This is a genomic window from Marinobacter antarcticus, from assembly GCF_011049865.1.
Classification (GTDB): Bacteria; Pseudomonadota; Gammaproteobacteria; order Pseudomonadales; family Oleiphilaceae; genus Marinobacter; species Marinobacter antarcticus_A.
On the sequence record NZ_DRGY01000025.1, the window covers coordinates 1 to 17,067 of the forward strand.

At 55.7% G+C, this 17,067-nt stretch carries 14 protein-coding genes and 2 pseudogenes; 10 read left to right on the plus strand and 6 right to left on the minus strand.

Annotated features, from left to right (window positions below):
* The coding region (locus ENI00_RS02700; RefSeq protein WP_304098533.1) for an ExbD/TolR family protein at positions 1-178 on the minus strand (178 nt) is incomplete at its 3' end.
* Between ENI00_RS02700 and ENI00_RS02705 the strand changes: the two are divergent.
* The 7 genes and pseudogenes from ENI00_RS02705 to murB all read left to right on the plus strand — a co-directional run.
* Positions 142-300: pseudogene (locus ENI00_RS02705) on the plus strand (ExbD/TolR family protein); the annotation flags it as partial. The gene ENI00_RS02700 and the pseudogene ENI00_RS02705 overlap by 37 nt on opposite strands.
* Positions 297-2,075, plus strand: coding sequence for a lipid A export permease/ATP-binding protein MsbA (gene msbA / locus ENI00_RS02710; protein ID WP_304098475.1), 1,779 nt, complete (start codon positions 297-299; stop codon positions 2,073-2,075). The pseudogene ENI00_RS02705 and the gene msbA, both read left to right, overlap by 4 nt.
* Positions 2,072-3,109: a tetraacyldisaccharide 4'-kinase gene (gene lpxK, locus ENI00_RS02715; protein WP_304098498.1), complete on the plus strand. Its 1,038-nt coding sequence runs from the start codon at positions 2,072-2,074 to the stop codon at positions 3,107-3,109. Before msbA ends, lpxK begins: the two co-directional genes overlap by 4 nt.
* A 19-nt stretch (positions 3,110-3,128) precedes the next feature.
* The gene (locus tag ENI00_RS02720; RefSeq protein ID WP_304098501.1) at positions 3,129-3,317 is read left to right on the plus strand and encodes a Trm112 family protein; all 189 of its coding nucleotides are present in this window, start codon (positions 3,129-3,131) and stop codon (positions 3,315-3,317) included.
* Positions 3,318-3,344: 27 nt separating this feature from the next.
* A complete protein-coding gene (kdsB, locus tag ENI00_RS02725) occupies positions 3,345-4,160 on the plus strand; it encodes a 3-deoxy-manno-octulosonate cytidylyltransferase (protein ID WP_304098504.1) in 816 nt (271 codons plus the stop codon).
* Positions 4,157-4,636: a low molecular weight protein-tyrosine-phosphatase gene (locus ENI00_RS02730; RefSeq protein WP_304098506.1), complete on the plus strand. Its 480-nt coding sequence runs from the start codon at positions 4,157-4,159 to the stop codon at positions 4,634-4,636. Before kdsB ends, ENI00_RS02730 begins: the two co-directional genes overlap by 4 nt.
* Positions 4,633-5,667, plus strand: a complete 1,035-nt coding sequence (gene murB / locus ENI00_RS02735; protein ID WP_304098509.1) for a UDP-N-acetylmuramate dehydrogenase — start codon at positions 4,633-4,635, stop codon at positions 5,665-5,667. The genes ENI00_RS02730 and murB overlap by 4 nt, the downstream gene beginning before the upstream one ends.
* Before the next feature lie 44 nt (positions 5,668-5,711).
* On the opposite strand, the gene ENI00_RS02740 is transcribed toward murB, so the two are convergent.
* Both ENI00_RS02740 and ENI00_RS02745 read right to left on the minus strand, forming a co-directional pair.
* Positions 5,712-7,457: a proline--tRNA ligase gene (locus ENI00_RS02740; RefSeq protein WP_304098511.1), complete on the minus strand. Its 1,746-nt coding sequence runs from the start codon at positions 7,455-7,457 to the stop codon at positions 5,712-5,714.
* Positions 7,458-7,576: 119 nt separating this feature from the next.
* Positions 7,577-8,074, minus strand: coding sequence for an Lrp/AsnC family transcriptional regulator (locus ENI00_RS02745; RefSeq protein ID WP_304098516.1), 498 nt, complete (start codon positions 8,072-8,074; stop codon positions 7,577-7,579).
* 146 nt (positions 8,075-8,220) lie between these two features.
* Between ENI00_RS02745 and ENI00_RS02750 the strand changes: the two genes are divergently transcribed.
* Entirely contained in the window at positions 8,221-9,915 is a 1,695-nt protein-coding gene (locus tag ENI00_RS02750; protein ID WP_304098519.1) for a 2-isopropylmalate synthase, read from the plus strand.
* Positions 9,916-9,996: 81 nt separating this feature from the next.
* On the opposite strand, the gene ENI00_RS02755 is transcribed toward ENI00_RS02750, so the two are convergent.
* From ENI00_RS02755 to xseA, 3 genes and pseudogenes are all read right to left on the minus strand, one after another.
* The gene (locus ENI00_RS02755; protein ID WP_304098522.1) at positions 9,997-10,206 is read right to left on the minus strand and encodes a cold-shock protein; all 210 of its coding nucleotides are present in this window, start codon (positions 10,204-10,206) and stop codon (positions 9,997-9,999) included.
* 203 nt (positions 10,207-10,409) lie between these two features.
* Positions 10,410-12,287: pseudogene (locus ENI00_RS02760) on the minus strand (propionyl-CoA synthetase); the annotation flags it as partial.
* Between the two features lie 86 nt (positions 12,288-12,373).
* Positions 12,374-13,753, minus strand: a complete 1,380-nt coding sequence (gene xseA, locus ENI00_RS02765) for an exodeoxyribonuclease VII large subunit (RefSeq protein WP_414674201.1) — start codon at positions 13,751-13,753, stop codon at positions 12,374-12,376.
* A gap of 210 nt (positions 13,754-13,963) precedes the next feature.
* On the opposite strand from xseA, the gene guaB reads away from it, so the two are divergent.
* Complete coding sequence (guaB, locus tag ENI00_RS02770) at positions 13,964-15,427, plus strand: IMP dehydrogenase (protein ID WP_304098527.1); 1,464 nt, start codon at positions 13,964-13,966, stop codon at positions 15,425-15,427.
* Positions 15,428-15,489: 62 nt separating this feature from the next.
* A complete protein-coding gene (gene guaA, locus ENI00_RS02775; protein WP_304098530.1) occupies positions 15,490-17,067 on the plus strand; it encodes a glutamine-hydrolyzing GMP synthase in 1,578 nt (525 codons plus the stop codon).

Consider the following 17,067-nt stretch of genomic DNA (forward strand, 5'->3'; position numbering starts at 1 on the left):
GTTCGCCGCTCGCTTCGGGCAACTCCACCTGCATGTGACTTTCCCGCGTGAATGTCGTCGAGACCATAAAGAAAATCAGCAGCAAGAAGACCACATCAATCAGCGGCGTCAGGTCTACCCCGACTTCCTGGCTTCTCTGGCGTGAACGAGTTGGCCGAAGGTGACACCAAACTGCCATTCATTATTACGGCAGACGGTCGCACCCCCCATGAATATGTGGTTAGAGCGATGGATGTAGCCGGTCGTCTGGGTTTCTCCAAGCTCAGTATTACCACAGAGCGTGAGGCAGACAGCCAGTGAGTCAAGACGAAGCCCTGACCGATCCCAAGCGCATCAAACCCGGCGAGACCTGGCCAACTTACAAACGCCTGCTGAAATACGTGAAGCCGTTCTGGCTGGCTTTTTCGCTGGCAGTCGTCGGGAACGTTATCTACGCAGGGGCCTCCACCGGCATGGCAGCGGCGATGGAATATGTAATCGCCGCCATCGAAAATCCGACCGAACAGAATCGATTGTTACTGACCCTGTTGATCGTTGCCGTGTTTTCGCTCCGCGGCGTGGGCACATTCATGAGCCAGTATTTCATCAGCTATGTGGGGCGGCAGGTGATCAATGCACTCCGCAACGACGTGTTCAATCGGTTGATGACGCTACCCTCCCGCTATTTTGATGAAAATGCCGCCGGAAGGCTGGTCTCCAAACTCACGTTTAACGTGGAGCAGGTGTCCGAAGCGGCAACCAACGCGGTCACCATAACGCTGCGGGAAGGTCTGACCATCATAGGCCTGCTCGGGTTCATGCTTTATACAAACTGGAAACTGACGTTGATCTTTCTCGCCGTTGGGCCTTTGATTGGCGCGGTTGTCAGTTACGCGAGCAAGCGATTCCGTAAGATCAGCCAGCGCATACAAGGGTCCATGGGCGACATTACCCATGTGGCGTCGGAGTCGATCACCGGGTATCGGGTGGTTCGGGCTTTTGGCGGAATAGAATATGAAAAGCAACGTTTTCAAAAAGTTAATGATAAAAACTTAAAGCAAAGTCTCAAGATGGCATCCACCCAGGCAATCAGCATTCCGGTGATTCAGATTTTGGTGGCCATCGCCATTGCAGCACTCGTTTGGACCATGTTGGCGCCGGAGATACGAGGCGAAATGAGCACCGGCCAACTGGTGGCCTTCATCACGGCTGCGACGACCCTGGCAAAGCCAATTCGCCAGGTCACTTCGGTGCATGCCAAGATCCAGAAAGGTGTAGCCGCCGCCTACGATGTATTTGAGACGATAGATGAAGTGCCCGAGCAGGACCTTGGCTCCTATGCCCCGGAACGTGTCAAGGGAGGCATTGAATTTGACAGTGTCGCGTTTCGATACCGGGACCAGCTCGACGATGTATTGAAGGGTATCTCAGTCGAAATTCCATCCGGGCAGAGCATAGCGTTGGTCGGGCGCTCAGGTAGTGGCAAATCAACGATGGTCAGCCTGCTTCCGAGGTTCTATGACTACACTGGCGGCGATATCCGCATTGATGGACACTCCCTCAAGGACTTTTCCCTGAAAGCACTGCGCTCCCAGATTGCACTGGTTACGCAAAATGTGGTGCTGTTTAACGACACAATTGCAGCCAACATCGCCTATGGCGCGCTTAGGGAATGTAGCCGTGATGACATTCGTGAGGCAGCCGCGAAAGCCCATGCTCTGGAGTTCATCGACCGCATGCCGGATGGCCTGGACACCATGATCGGCGACAACGGCGTGATGCTATCGGGCGGCCAGCGACAGCGTTTGGCCATTGCCCGGGCTTTGCTGAAAGACGCGCCAATTCTGATTCTCGACGAAGCAACCTCCGCACTGGATACCGAATCGGAGCGGCATATTCAGGAAGCGTTGGAAACCGTTATCAGGGGCCGGACAACGCTGGTGATCGCTCACCGGCTCTCCACCATCGAGAATGTTGATCGAATTCTGGTTATGGATAACGGGCGCATTATCGAATCCGGGCCTCACGCTGAGCTTTTGGCCAGCAACGGCGCGTACGCCCAGCTACATCAGATGCAGTTCAGTGAGCATTCATGACATCGCTGATGGAGCGCCTTTGGTACGGTAAAAGCCGCCCGCTGATGCTGTTATCGCCGTTTGCCTGGCTTTACCGGGCCGTGGCGGAGGCAAGGCGGCGCTCGGCCATCACCGCGCGCGTTCAGTCGTTGCCTGTGCCCGTTGTGGTTGTGGGCAACATCACCGTTGGCGGCACCGGGAAATCGCCATTAACAGCCTGGCTGGTCGATGAGATTCGAGCGGCCGGTTGGCGGCCTGTCATTCTCAGCCGCGGCTATGGCGGCAATTCGTCTGGCTACCCGCTACTGGTGACTCAGGATGCTCTGCCATCCCTTGCGGGCGATGAGCCTGTGATGCTGGCGCAGGCAACCGGTGTGCCGGTGGTGGTTGATCCGGACAGATGCCGAGGAGCAGCATTCGCCCTGGATAACGCGTTGGGCGACGTTCTGGTCAGTGATGACGGACTCCAGCATTATCGGTTGCCACGGGATATCGAGTTGGCGGTATTTGATGGCGAACGCGGCATAGGTAACGGTGCCCTGATCCCCGTTGGCCCCCTGCGCGAACCGATCAGCCGTCTGGCCAGTGTGGATTTTGTCGTTGTCAACGGCGCGGTGGCGTCAGACGAAATGGGGCGAGTGCCGCTCTCAGGGTTTTGTGGTTTTGCGCATCCTCAAATGTACGCCATGACGCTGCAGCCCACCCGCCTTGTTAACCTGATAAGCGGGGAAACCAGATCGCCCGAAAGTTTGAACGGTAAGCGGGTGCGCGCGGTTGCGGGAATCGGCAATCCAGGGCGGTTTTTCCTTACGCTTGAGGCGTTGGGCGCTAACGTGACGGCCATGCCGTTTCCGGATCATCATCGTTTCCGCCCGGAGGATCTGGGCGCTGATGCCGATCAGATTCTGGTGATGACGGCCAAAGACGGGGTCAAGTGTCGCGGCTTTGCTCCGGACAATGCCTGGGTGCTCTATGTTGAAGCCCAACTTCCAAAGGCATTTTCCGATTCTGTCCTTGCCAAATTGCGCGCCTGCTCCGGGCCGCCAACGTTTTAACTGTCAGTGAGATTGGATTATGGATAAAAAACTCTTGGCCTTGCTGGCCTGCCCGGTTTGCAAAGGTGAATTGAAGCTTAACGAAGCCAGAACGGAACTGGTTTGCTTTGCCGATGGCATGGCCTTTCCTATTCGGGAGGGTATTCCTGTCATGATGGCGACGGAAGCCCGCTCACTCTCAACGGACGAGCGCCTTCACAAAAACTGAATATGTTCTCTGCAGGATCGAAGCCCCATGTCTTTTACGGTTGTGATTCCAGCCCGCTATGCCTCCACCCGATTACCCGGTAAGCCCCTGCTTGATATCGCGGGCAAACCCATGGTTCAGCACGTCTTCGAGCGGGCGTGTGAAAGCCGGGCGAGCCGCGTGGTAATCGCTACGGATGACTCGCGTATCCAGGTTGCATGTGAGGCGTTCGGGGCCGAAGTTGTAATGACGTCGCCCAACCATGTCAGCGGCACCGACCGCCTCGAAGAGGTGGTGCGTAAACTTGGACTGGATGCGGATCACCGCGTTGTTAATGTGCAAGGCGATGAGCCCTTGATACCACCACAGTTAATAAACCAGGTTGCCGACAATCTCGAACGTTACCCCGACGTCGCCATCGCTACACTGTGCGAGCGTCTGCACGACGTTGAACAGATCTTCAACCCCAATGTCGTAAAGGTGGTGTTTGATCGTGAAGGCATGGCCCATTATTTCAGCCGTGCGCCCATACCCTGGGCACGGGATCACTGGGGAGACCTGCACAAGAATAAGGGTTTGGCACCCAACGCAGGCGCCGCTTTGAAGGACGGTGTCGGATATTTCCGGCATATAGGCATTTATGGGTATCGGGCCAGCGTGCTCAGCCGTTTCGTGAGCTGGGCACCGGCACCTACCGAATTGGCGGAATCACTGGAACAGTTGCGGGCGTTGTATAACGGTGCCCGAATACACGTAGAAGTAGCGGCCGGAACGCCGCCGGCAGGCGTTGACACGGAGGCGGATCTGCAACGTGTCAGAACCTGGATGACCAAATTAGCGGATGCTGGGAGAGGAGAAGCATGAGTAAGCCTGCCAATGTCCTGTTTGTGTGTCTGGGTAATATCTGCCGTTCTCCGACCGCCGAAGGCGTCTTTCGCAAACTGGTGGCGCGAGCGGGACTGCAAGACCAGATTCAGATCGATTCCTGTGGCACCGGTAACTGGCACATTGGCAAAGGGCCTGATTCGCGATCTCAGGAGGCTGCGCAGAAGCGCGGCGTTGATCTCAGCGCGCTCAAGGCCCGACAGTTTGCGGAAAACGATCTGAAAACCTTCGATTACGTGGTCGTGATGGATCGTCAGAATCTGGCCGATGTGAAAGAGATCTGGCGCCAGACTGGCGGAACAGAGCCCACGCTGTTTCTTGAGTATGGTCGTTCCGGGCTGGCTGAAGTGCCGGACCCCTATTTTGGTGGCGAGGACGGATTTGAACACGTGCTTGATCTGGTTGAAAAGGCAGGCGAGGGCTTGCTCCGTGATATTCAGGAGCGTTTGGCGTGAGCTTGCATGCGGAGGTACAAGAGAGCGTTGGGCTTTTAACACTCAACACTCTGCGGGTATCCGCCACGGCAAGATTTTTCATGGATGTGACCAATCTGGATGATTTGCGCAGCGCACTGGCGCTGGCGAAAAAGAACGGGCTTAAAACACTGGTGCTTGGCAGCGGCAGCAACCTGGTGTTTGCCGGGGATTTTGACGGTCTTGTCATTCGCATGAAAGCGGCGGGGCGCTACTGGGAACAGGTGGGCAATACAGGTGCAACGCTGGTTTTAGGCGCCGGTGAAAACTGGCACGACGCGGTGCTGTACGCCGCAGGCGCGGGGTATCGGGGCATTGAGAACCTGGCACTTATACCCGGCACCGCCGGCGCAGCGCCGGTGCAGAATATAGGGGCTTATGGCGTCGAGCTCTGCGACACACTGATTTCAGTGACTGCGCTGGATAGGGAGTCCGACCAGCTTGTAAGCCTTGATAACGCGGAATGCGGCTTTGGTTATCGCGACAGCCTTTTCAAACTCAGTCCGGGCCGCTACATCATTACCGAGATTCGGCTGCGGCTGTCCCGAGAAAAGCCCTTGCAGCTCGGCTACAAAGATCTTCAAGACTACCTTTCAGAAACCCCGCCTGAACATCTGACGCCCCTGACCGTTGCCGAGGCGGTGATGGCAGTCCGGCGCCGGAAATTACCGGATCCGGCTATCATTCCCAACGCCGGCAGCTTTTTCAAAAACCCTGTAGTGTCCGCCGATCAGTTCAGCAAACTGCAGGCCTCACAGCCCGGCGCCGTTGGCTATCCCCGGAACGACACCGTCAAGATGGCCGCAGCCTGGCTGATCGACCAGTGCGGGTGGAAAGGTTATCGCAATGCCCGAGTCGGCGTTCATAACCGCCAGGCACTGGTGTTAATCAATCATTCGGGCGGAACAGGCCAGGACGTACTTGATTTAGCCGCAGACATCCGTGAGTCCGTAAAGGCCCGCTTCGGCGTGAATCTGGAAGTGGAGCCAGGCATAGTCGGCGGCTGCCATTAAGCGTTGCCTGACAGCAAGTTTCACCAAGGGCTACAAATGCCCGCTTAATTGCCCGCATCATCGCCAGTACGTGGTTTCAGGCTGACAAGAAATGACAAAGCCTCGGCCACCGCAATATCCTGCTTGTCGGCGTCTCTGCGTCCTTTGTACTCAAGGGTGCCCGCTTCAAGTCCGCGGTCGGAAATAACAAAGCGGTGGGGAATGCCCATCAGCTCCATATCCGCAAACTTCACGCCTGGGCGTTCTTTGCGGTCGTCCAGAAGCACGTCGTATCCGGCTTGCTGCAGTTGCTCGTAGAGTTTCTCGCCGGCTTCGGCCACGGTGGGTGTTTTGTGGGCATTGAGCGTGACGATAGCCACCTGAAACGGCGCAATGGCATCGGGCCAGATAATGCCTTTCTCATCGTGATTTTGCTCGATTGAGGCAGCCACAATGCGAGAGACGCCAATGCCATAGCATCCCATATCCATGATCACGGTTTTACCGTTTTCATCCAGTACGGTGGCGTTCATGGCGGTACTGTATTTATTGCCCAGTTTGAAAATGTGACCAACTTCGATGCCCCGGCGTATCTCCAGAGTGCCCTTGCCATCAGGGCTGACGTCGCCTTCTACAACGTCTCGAACGTCTTCAACTCGGCCAAGCGGTAAATCGCGCTCCCAATTCACGCCTGTGAGATGGAAGCCTTCACGGTTCGCGCCACATACAAAATCTGCAAGGTGGGCCGCACTGCGATCCACAATAACGGGTACGCTCAGATTTACCGGGCCAATTGAGCCGGCTTTACAGCCAATGATGGCTTCGATTTCTTCATCGGTTGCCATGGTCAGAGGTTCTGCAACCCCTTCCAGATTTTCGGCTTTGATTTCGTTCAGCATATGGTCGCCGCGCAGGATCAGTGCCACCAGGCCTGCATCGCCGTCCTCATCTTCTTGAGCTTTGACCAACAGGGTTTTTACAGTGCGTGTTGCGTCGATGCCCAAAAATTGTGAGATGGCCTCGATGGTGCGCTGATCGGGCGTTGCAATTTCCTGCATCGCTTCAGACGGTGCTGCGCGCTCGCCCGCTGGCGCGACTGCCTCGGCCTTTTCGATATTGGCGGCATAATCGCTTTCATTGCTGAAGGCAATATCGTCTTCGCCGGAGGAGGCCAGCACGTGGAATTCATGGGAGGCACTGCCGCCAATAGCGCCAGAATCTGCTTGCACCGGGCGATAATCCAGCCCCAGACGATCAAAAATGGCGCAGTAGGTGCGATGCATAAGCTGATAGGTTTCATCCAGGGATTCGGCGTTCACATGGAAGGAGTAAGCATCCTTCATAATGAATTCCCGGGCACGCATCACCCCGAAGCGGGGGCGGCGTTCGTCGCGGAATTTGGTTTGAATCTGGTAAAAATTGGCTGGCAGTTCCTTGTAGCTTTTCAGTTCATTACGGATCAGGTCGGTAATCACTTCTTCATGGGTGGGGCCGAAGCAGAATTCACGGCCGTGACGGTCGTTCATGCGCAGCAGTTCACCGCCGTATTGCGTCCAGCGACCGGATTCCTGCCACAGTTCCGCCGGTTGAACGGCGGGCATGAGCACCTCTTGAGCACCGCTCTTGTCCATTTCTTCGCGAACAATCCGCTCAACCTTGCGCAGTGTTCGCAGCCCCATGGGTAGCCAGGTGTAGAGGCCGGCTGCAAGTTTACGGATCATACCGGCGCGAAGCATAAGCTGGTGACTGATAATCTCCGCGTCAGAAGGCGTTTCTTTCTGGGTTGCAATCAGGTAACGGCTTGCTCTCATCTTGGTTTCCGCTCGTTGGTGTCGCGTAAGACGATGGTTTTAAAGTTGCGTTTATTGTACGTAGCCGGCGGCACAAAATACAGACGGTGAGCATCGTTAACCGGCCAGTGAATTCGGTGTCAGGATAAATACCCCAAAGGCAAAGCTGTGCTGTCGATGACACGCCTCAGAACAAAACTTGAGTGAACGCCGCTGACCCCTTGAATCCGCGTAATCCGGTTCAGCAAAAAGTGGTGATAGTGATCCATGTCTGGCACAACTACTTTGAGCATGTAATCGGCATCGTGGCCGGTCACCAGATAGCATTCCAGAACTTCCGGGTACTCGCTTATCTGTTCTTCAAAGGCCGCAAAGCGTTCAGGTGTGTGCCTGTCCATTCCAATAAGAATGATGGCTGTGAGCGAGAGCCCCAGTTTTTTATGATCAAGAACCGAAACCGTACGCACGACGATGCCCGCATCCTCAAGAGCCCGCATTCTTCTCAGGCAGGGGGAGGGCGATAACCCGATTTTTTCAGCCAGTTGCTGATTGGTCAGGGAGGCGTCTTTTTGTATTTGGGCCAGAATGCGCCTGTCGGTTTTATCGATTTGTATGAGCGTTTCGGATTTTTCAGGCATAATATTGTCTTTAAAGTTATTTAAATGAAATTTATAGCTAATAAAATACGCTTTTACCCTCTATTTAGCAATCCTATGCTTTAAAGAACGCGTTAAGATAGATGTTATTCAGTTAATCAGCAGAAACAAAAAGGAGCGCAACCGACATGGCTTTCGATCATCGCAAATATTCGGCCTTTCAGCCGGTAGCAAAAACCGACCGCCGCTGGCCGGACAGGGTTATTGAAAAAGCACCAACCTGGTGTGCGGTGGATCTTCGCGATGGGAACCAGGCTCTGGTAAAGCCCATGAACGTTGCCCAGAAGCAGCGCATGTTCGATTTGCTTGTCAAGTTGGGCTTCAAGGAAATCGAAATCGGGTTTCCCGCCGCCAGTCAGCCGGATTTTGATTTCTGCCGCAAGCTGATTGACGAAAACCGGATTCCTGACGATGTGAAAATCCAGGCGTTGACCCAGGCACGGCCGGAGTTAATTGCGCGCACTTACGAGGCCTTAAAAGGTGCTCGCAGCGCCATTGTTCACGTGTACAACTCGACATCGACAGTGCAGAGAGAGCAGGTGTTTGGTCTGGACCGGGCGGGCATCCGTGACATCGCGGTTAACGGCGCTCAAGTGGTAAAGGATCTTGCAGCACGTAACTCGGACACGGAATGGACGTTCCAGTACTCCCCGGAGAGCTTCACCGGAACCGAACTGGATTTTGCAGTCGAGGTTATCGACGCGGTCTCGGACGTATGGCGCCCGGACGAAGGGCAGCCGATGATTGTCAACTTGCCCGCCACCGTTGAAATGGCAACGCCCAACGTGTTCGCAGACCAGATTGAATGGGTCTGTGACCACATCCGCCGCCGTGAGTACATCAGTGTCAGCGTGCACACCCACAACGACCGGGGCTGTGGCGTGGCTGCGGCAGAACTGGCTGTTATGGCCGGTGCGGACCGGGTAGAAGGAACGCTGATGGGTAACGGTGAGCGCACGGGCAACATGGATTTGGTCACCATGGCCATGAATCTGTATTCCCAGGGCATCGACCCGATGCTGGATTTGTCCGGCATGGCGGAAATTACAGAGGTTGTTGAAGCCTGCACTGAAATTTCAACCCACCCGCGACATCCTTACGCCGGCGAGTTGGTGTTTACCGCATTCTCCGGAAGCCATCAGGACGCCATTCGTAAGTGCCTGGCGCGCAGGAAAGACGGGGATGCCTGGAATGTAGCCTATCTGCCCATCGATCCTTTTGATTTGGGGCGCCGATATGAAGAGGTTGTGCGCATTAACAGCCAATCGGGCAAGGGCGGAGTGGCCTATGTTCTCGAGCGGGATTACAACATCAGCCTGCCGCGTTGGTTGCAGATCGAGTTCAGCAAGGTGGTTCAGAAAGCCGCCGAAGTGAACGGCGGTGAAATCGATTCAAAGGCTATTCATAGCTTGTTCGAGCAGCGCTATTTGACGGTTCATGAAGACTGGGCGCTGCGTGCTTACGATCTGCACCGGGATGATCAGGGCGTGTTGGCTGAGGTTGCCTTCGGCCGAGAGTCTGCTCCGATTCGCCTTAAAGGTCGCGGCCTTGGCGCAGTGGAAGCCGTTTCCGCGGCGTTGGAAAAGCGCTTTGGGTTTGCCATAGCCGTAGAGGCTTACGATGAGTTTGCGCTGGGTGAGGGCACTCGCGCCAACGCCCTGGCTTGCATACGTCTGACGGCCGGTGGCCAGCATTGCAGTGCCGCGGCTCTTGCGGAGGACACAACGTCCGCAACTTTGCAGGCGCTATTTTCTGCAGTGGCTCAAGTTGCAGATGAGTCGGGTGCAAAAACAGGCGGCCACGAACGTGCAATAAGCGTTTGAGCAAAATGCAACAAGCCGGCACGAAGGCCGGCTTGTTGCATTTTCTTGTACCCGTGAGGGACAGAGGGCGAAAAGGCAGCCTCAGACCGGGGTTACGTTTTCCGCCTGTGGGCCTTTAGGGCCCTGTGTGACGGTGAACTGCACCTGCTGACCTTCTGTCAGTGTGCGGAAACCGCCTGAGTTAATAGCACTGTAGTGCACAAAAACGTCATTGCCGTCGTCTTGTGCAATAAAGCCAAAGCCTTTGGATTCGTTAAACCACTTTACGCTGCCTGTTTTTGTATCGGACATTGATCTTTCCTGTCTTTCTGAGATTTTCCCCCACGGGGCACTGAAGATTTTCCACAGCAATTTCAGTATAGACCGAGTTTGAGGGTCGTCAACGTTTTGCAGGCGCTTTTATATCGTTATAAAACATCAAGTTATTGGATAATGAATAAAAAATGCCCGAGCCAGAATCTGGTGCGGGCATTTTGTTATCGGCTTAACGGATTTTAGCGGCGGAACTGCTCACTGATCTCCTCCAGAATGGCCGGATCGTCTATGGTGCTTGGAACGGCATACTCCTCACCGTCTGCAATCTGCCGGATAACCCGGCGCAGAATCTTTCCGGAGCGGGTCTTTGGCAAACGCTCAACCACAAGGGCTCTTCGAAAACAGGCGATGGCGCCAATTTTATCCCGCACCATTTCCACAAGCTCTTCTTCCAGTTCGTCATGATCAATGGTCGCGCCGTCTTTAATCAGCACGAGCCCCAGCGGTACCTGGCCTCTCATGTCGTCGTGAGCGCCCACTACGCAGCATTCGGCAATCGCCGGGTGGGAGGCAACCACTTCTTCCATTTCACCGGTTGAAAGCCGGTGGCCGGCCACGTTTATCACGTCATCTGTGCGGCCCATAACGAAAACATAGCCGTCTTCGTCAATAAAGCCGCCATCCCCCGAGCTGTAAAACCCGGGAATGAGATTGAGGTAGCTATCCTGGAATCGTTGGTCATCTCCCCAGACGGTCATCAGACAGCTAGGGGGCAGTGGAAGCTTGACCACGATCTGCCCCTGTTCTCCCGCTGGCATCTGGCTGCCGTCAGGGCTCACAACTTGCACGTTATAGCCAGGCGAGGGGACGGTTGCGGAGCCTGGCTTGATCACTAATGTTTCAATACCCACCGGATTGCAGCAGATGGCCCAACCGGTTTCGGTTTGCCACCAGTGGTCCAGTATCGGGAGCTGAGTATGTTCCCGCAGCCATTCATAGGTTGGCGGGTCCAGACGTTCACCGGCAAGAAAAATGCGCCGCAGCGAACTTATGTCATAGCGGGAAAGTTGGTCTGCTTCCGGGTCTTCTTTGCGCACAGCGCGAAATGCGGTGGGCGCTGTGAACAGAAGATTAACGCCGTGATCCTGAACCACTCTCCAGAACGCGCCCGCATCGGGGGTTCTGACCGGTTTGCCTTCATACAAAATGGTTGTGCAGCCCGCAAACAAAGGCGCATAAACAATGTAGCTGTGGCCGACCACCCAGCCCACATCTGAGGCAGCCCAGAATATGTCGCCGGGTTTGGCATCGTAGACCAGCTTCATACTGTATTTGAGTGCCACGGCGTGTCCACCGTTATCTCTCACCACACCTTTGGGTTTGCCCGTGGTGCCGGAGGTATAAAGCACATACAGCGGGTCTGTTGCTTTTACGGGTACCGGGCTTGCCGGCTCAGCGCCCGCCATTACGTCGCTCCAGTCGTGATCGCGGCCTTCGTGCATCTTCGCCCGTGCCTGCGGCCGTTGGTAAACAATGCAAAAGTCAGGCTCGTGAGAAGCCCGTTCAAGGGCTTTATCTACCAGTGGTTTGTACTCGATTACTTTCGAGACTTCGATGCCGCAAGAGGCGGTAATTATGGCTTTGGGTTGCGCATCGTCGATTCGTACTGTGAGTTCGTGGGCGGCAAAACCGCCAAAGACCACCGAGTGAACGGCACCGAGGCGAGCGCACCCCAGCATGGCTATGACGGCTTCCGGGATCATCGGCATATAAATGATCACCATGTCGCCTTTGCCAATTCCTTTTGCTTTCAGAGCGCCGGCAAACCGCGCGACTTCGTCGGTGAGCTCGCGGTAGGTGTAACTTCGCTTTGCTCCGGTAACCGGTGAGTCGTATATGAGGGCTTTCTGATCACCCCGGCCGGCTCGAACGTTGGCGTCGAGGGCAATGTCGGCGGTATTGAGCGTTCCGTCAGGAAACCATTGGCCATGACCGTTATCGGTGGCTTGCCACATGGTCTCAGGGGGCTGGATCCAGTCGATGTCGCCTGCCTTTTCACGCCAGAATTCGTCCGGTTTATCGATCGATCTCCGGAATTCTGAGTGATAGTCCATACATTTTACCTCGTTGAGCCTGTTTTTATTCTGTTGACAGTTCTCTCAACTTTAGGCGCTTTGGGGCAGCGAACCAGTAGACCATAGGATTAGTTGGCGGAATTTTCCAACCCGCTGTTTTTCGGGTTGATGGACTTTACTTCCGCCGTGATGGTGCCGTTTGCCACATGTGCAGAAATGCTGTCGCCGGCAGCAACATCCGGGGCGTTGCGGATGATGTGGCCATGGGAATCGCGAACGATGGCGTATCCACGCCCCAGAGTCGCCAGGGGGCTAACCACGTTAAGGCTGCCCGCCGTGTGCTCCAGCCGATCTTGCGCTTTTGCCAGAATTCGTCGCACCGCGTTATCCAATTGGGTGGCAGATCGGTCAAGTGCCTCACGACTGCTTGCTAACTGTTTGCGGGGGGACTGCATGTCTAGCCGTTGCGCCAGATGAGCGCTTCGCACCTGTGAGCGGTCCAGTCGTTGAGCCATGATTTTGCCAAGGCGCAGTTCCAGTTCGTCCAGGCGCTGGGCTTTTTCCAGCAGTTCCCGCCGCGGATCCCTTAGCCGCGCCGCCAAGTGTTCCAGCTTGGTGCCAAGCCGCTGCAGCGCTCTGTTGGCCGCGTTGGTCAGGCGTAGCTCGCGATCGTTTATCTGTCGAAGCATGTCGCGTTGGTCAGGTGAAACCTTTTCAGCCGCCGCAGACGGTGTGGGCGCCCGCAGATCCGCGACGAAGTCGGCGATGGTAACGTCTGTTTCATGGCCAACCGCACTGACGGTGGGAATAGTGCAGGCGGCAATGGCGCGGGCCACCGCTTCCTCGTTAAAGCACCAGAGGTCTTCCAGGGAACCACCACCACGCCCAATGATCAGCACATCGGCCACACCGTGGGTTTGCGCCAGATTAATCGCCCGAACAATTTCCGCGGTAGCGGGTTGTCCCTGAACCGTTGTGGGGTAAAGGGTGACCGGTATGGCAGGGCATCGTCGTGCCAGAACGGTGAGTATGTCGTGTATGGCTGCGCCGGTGGGTGAGGTGATAACGCCAATGTGAGTTGGCAACGTGGGAACCGGCTTTTTGCGGCCTGCGTCAAACAGGCCTTCGGCCTGCAGCTTGCGTTTTAACTCATCAAAAGCCAGTTGCAACTCACCGAGCCCTGCGGGCTCAATATGCTCCGCAATAATCTGGAAGTCGCCGCGGTTTTCATACAGGGTGACTTTACCGCGAATGCGTACCTGGTCGCCTTCCTTGGGTATGGCGCGTATGCGCTGATTCAGCCCCCGGAACATGGCGCAACGAATCTGGCACTTGCGATCTTTCAGGGAAAAGTACCAATGGCCGGACGAAGGTCTTGAAAAGCCCGACAATTCGCCCTCAACCCACACCTGCATAAAGCTGGATTCCAGCAGGTGCCTGGCCTGATGGTTCAGTTCGCTGACGCTCAGCGCTCTGGGCCGGGTATCCTGAAACACGTCGTTCACCAAAAGCTCCTCGCCGGCCTATACGCAATAGCCGAAAAATGTGAGTGTAAAGTGCTGTAATTTCAAATGCATGGGGCTTTCTACAGGAAACTGCGCAGTTTACTGACCTGCGACACCTCTTTATAATAGCTCGATTACACATTTCACTTTGCGGCTGCATCATCAATGCCGCACGAAAGGTTCAAATTTAGCACGTTCAAAAGGCCGATCCCAATGCTGCGAATTGCCGAAGAAGCTCTTACATTTGATGATGTTCTGCTGGTGCCCGGTTATTCCGAGGTGTTACCCCATCAGGCGGATCTGCGTACCCGGTTAACCCGGAATATTACGCTGAACATACCGCTTGTGTCTGCCGCCATGGACACGGTAACCGACGCCGAGCTTGCCATCGCCATGGCTCAGGAAGGCGGTATTGGCATTATGCACAAGAACATGAGCCCGGATCAGCAGGCGGCTGCGGTACGCCGGGTGAAAAAATTTGAAAGCGGTGTGGTGAAAGACCCGATTACCGTTAACCCGGACAACACCGTACGTGAGCTGGTTGAAATTACGCTGGCCAATAACATTTCTGGCCTGCCGGTGGTCGACGGCAGCGAGTTGATTGGCATTGTGACCGGCCGGGACATCCGCTTTGAGAGCAGCATGGACACGCTGGTGCGTGAAATAATGACGCCCAAAGACAAGCTGGTCACCGTGAAGGAAGGTGCCGATCTGGAATCCGTGAAAGAGCTACTGCACCGCCACCGTATTGAGAAAGTGCTGGTGGTGAATGACAATTTTCAGCTTCGTGGCCTGATTACTGCGAAAGATATCCAGAAGTCCAAAGACTATCCACTCGCATGCAAGGACAACCAGGGTCGCTTGCGCGTGGGCGCCGCTGTCAGCACCGGTGGTGATACCGAAGCCCGTATTGTTGCGCTGGCCGAAGCCGGCGTGGATGTCATCGTGGTGGACACAGCCCATGGCCACTCCCGCGGTGTCATCGAGCGTGTTCGATGGATCAAGAAGCACTACCCGGATTTGCAGGTGATTGGCGGAAATATCGCCACGGCAGAAGCCGCTACCGCACTGGCTGATGCCGGCGCAGACGCGGTAAAAGTCGGTATCGGCCCCGGCTCTATCTGCACCACTCGCATTGTGGCGGGCGTTGGTGTGCCGCAGATATCCGCCGTGTCCAGCGTTGCGGAAGCTTTGAAGGATCGCGATATTCCGCTGATTGCGGACGGCGGCGTGCGCTTTTCCGGTGATATCGCCAAGGCCATCGTGGCCGGCGCCCACTGTGTGATGATTGGCAGTTTGCTGGCAGGCACAGATGAGGCACCGGGAGAAATTGAGCTTTATCAGGGTCGCAGTTACAAGGCCTATCGCGGCATGGGTTCGTTGGGTGCGATGGGGCAGGGTTCAAGTGACCGTTATTTCCAGGATGCTAGTAAAGGCATTGAAAAGTTGGTGCCGGAAGGCATTGAAGGCCGCGTTGCCTGCAAGGGCCCTATGCGCAATATCATCCATCAGTTGGTGGGCGGCCTGCGTGCGGCCATGGGATATACCGGTAGCGAAACCATGACAGACATGCGCACCAGGCCCCGATTTGTTCGCATCACCGGTGCCGGTATGCGTGAGAGCCACGTGCACGACGTAACCATCACCAAAGAATCGCCAAACTACCGCGTCAGCTGAGATCAAACAGCTTGGGTGCGGCTCTGACCGGGGCCGCACAGCTTATTTTTTCCGAGGATTTCATGGCTCACAATATTCACGATCACCGTATCCTGATTCTAGATTTTGGTTCCCAGTACACACAACTGATCGCCCGCCGCGTGCGTGACATTGGCGTGTACTGCGAAGTGCGTGCGTTCGATATCACCGATGAAGAGCTGCAGGCGTTCAACCCAAAGGGTATTTTGCTGGCTGGCGGCCCTGAGTCTGTTACCGAGCTGGGTGGCCCGCGTGCGCCTGACGGCTTGTTTGAACTGGGTATTCCGATTCTGGGTATTTGTTATGGCATGCAAGTCATGGCTGAGCAACTGGGCGGACGAGTTGCCAGCTCCGAGAAACGTGAATTTGGTTATGCGCAGGTGAAAGTTCGCGCTAAAGGCCCGCTGCTCGAAGACATCACGGACCACCTTACCGCGACGGGTGAATCCCTTCTGGATGTGTGGATGAGCCACGGTGACAAGGTTGTGGCCATGCCAGAGGGCTTTGAGCTTTTGGCATCGACCGAAAGCGCGCCCATCGCCGCTATGCAGGACCTGGCACGCAATCTTTATGGACTGCAATTCCACCCGGAAGTGACTCACACTCTGCAGGGCAAGCGCATTCTTGAGCACTTTGTGATGACCATCTGCGGCTGTGAAGCCTTGTGGACGCCCGCCAAGATTGTGGACGACGCCGTGCACAAAATTCGTGAGCAGGTGGGTTCCGACAAGGTTCTGCTGGGCCTGTCTGGCGGTGTGGATTCATCGGTCACAGCGGCGCTTCTGCACAAAGCCATTGGTGATCAGCTTACCTGTGTGTTTGTCGATAACGGCCTGTTACGCCTGAACGAAGGCGACCAGGTGATGGACATGTTCGGCAGCAGCATGGGCGTAAAAGTGATTCGCGCCGATGCTGAAGAGCGTTTCCTCGCCAATCTCGAAGGCGTCAGTGACCCGGAGCGGAAGCGCAAGGTGATCGGCAACACCTTTATCGATGTGTTCGATGAAGAAGCCACGCGCATTCAGAATGTGAACTGGCTGGCTCAGGGCACCATCTATCCGGACGTAATCGAATCGGCCGCGTCCAAAACCGGGAAATCCCACGTGATTAAATCTCACCACAACGTGGGTGGTCTACCGGAAACCATGAAGCTTAAATTAGTAGAACCGCTGCGCGAATTGTTCAAAGATGAAGTGCGGCGCATTGGCCTGGAGCTGGGCCTGCCCTACGATATGGTTTATCGCCACCCGTTCCCGGGGCCTGGCCTGGGTGTGCGTATTCTGGGCGAGGTGAAAAAGGAGTACGCAGACATCCTGCGCCGCGCCGACGCCATCTTCCTGGAAGAACTGCACCGCGCCGATTTTTATCACAAAACCAGCCAGGCGTTTGCGGTATTCCTGCCGGTTAAATCCGTGGGTGTGGTGGGTGATGCCCGCCGCTACGAATGGGTGATTGCGTTGCGCGCCGTTGAAACCATCGATTTCATGACCGCGCGCTGGGCGCATCTGCCGTATGAGCTGCTGGAAACCGTCTCCAACCGCATCATCAATGAGATCAGTGGCGTATCACGGGTGACGTACGATGTGTCTTCCAAGCCGCCGGCGACGATTGAATGGGAGTGA

Excerpts from the sequence above, each read along its gene's own strand:
- lpxK (WP_304098498.1), top strand. The coding sequence starts at position 2,072 with ATGACATCGCTGATGGAGCGCCTTTGGTACGGTAAAAGCCGCCCGCTG.
- ENI00_RS02720 (WP_304098501.1), top strand. The coding sequence starts at position 3,129 with ATGGATAAAAAACTCTTGGCCTTGCTGGCCTGCCCGGTTTGCAAAGGT.
- kdsB (WP_304098504.1), top strand. The coding sequence starts at position 3,345 with ATGTCTTTTACGGTTGTGATTCCAGCCCGCTATGCCTCCACCCGATTA.
- ENI00_RS02730 (WP_304098506.1), top strand. The coding sequence starts at position 4,157 with ATGAGTAAGCCTGCCAATGTCCTGTTTGTGTGTCTGGGTAATATCTGC.
- ENI00_RS02740 (WP_304098511.1), bottom strand. The coding sequence starts at position 7,457 with ATGAGAGCAAGCCGTTACCTGATTGCAACCCAGAAAGAAACGCCTTCT.
- ENI00_RS02745 (WP_304098516.1), bottom strand. The coding sequence starts at position 8,074 with ATGCCTGAAAAATCCGAAACGCTCATACAAATCGATAAAACCGACAGG.
- ENI00_RS02750 (WP_304098519.1), top strand. The coding sequence starts at position 8,221 with ATGGCTTTCGATCATCGCAAATATTCGGCCTTTCAGCCGGTAGCAAAA.
- ENI00_RS02755 (WP_304098522.1), bottom strand. The coding sequence starts at position 10,206 with ATGTCCGATACAAAAACAGGCAGCGTAAAGTGGTTTAACGAATCCAAA.
- guaB (WP_304098527.1), top strand. The coding sequence starts at position 13,964 with ATGCTGCGAATTGCCGAAGAAGCTCTTACATTTGATGATGTTCTGCTG.
- guaA (WP_304098530.1), top strand. The coding sequence starts at position 15,490 with ATGGCTCACAATATTCACGATCACCGTATCCTGATTCTAGATTTTGGT.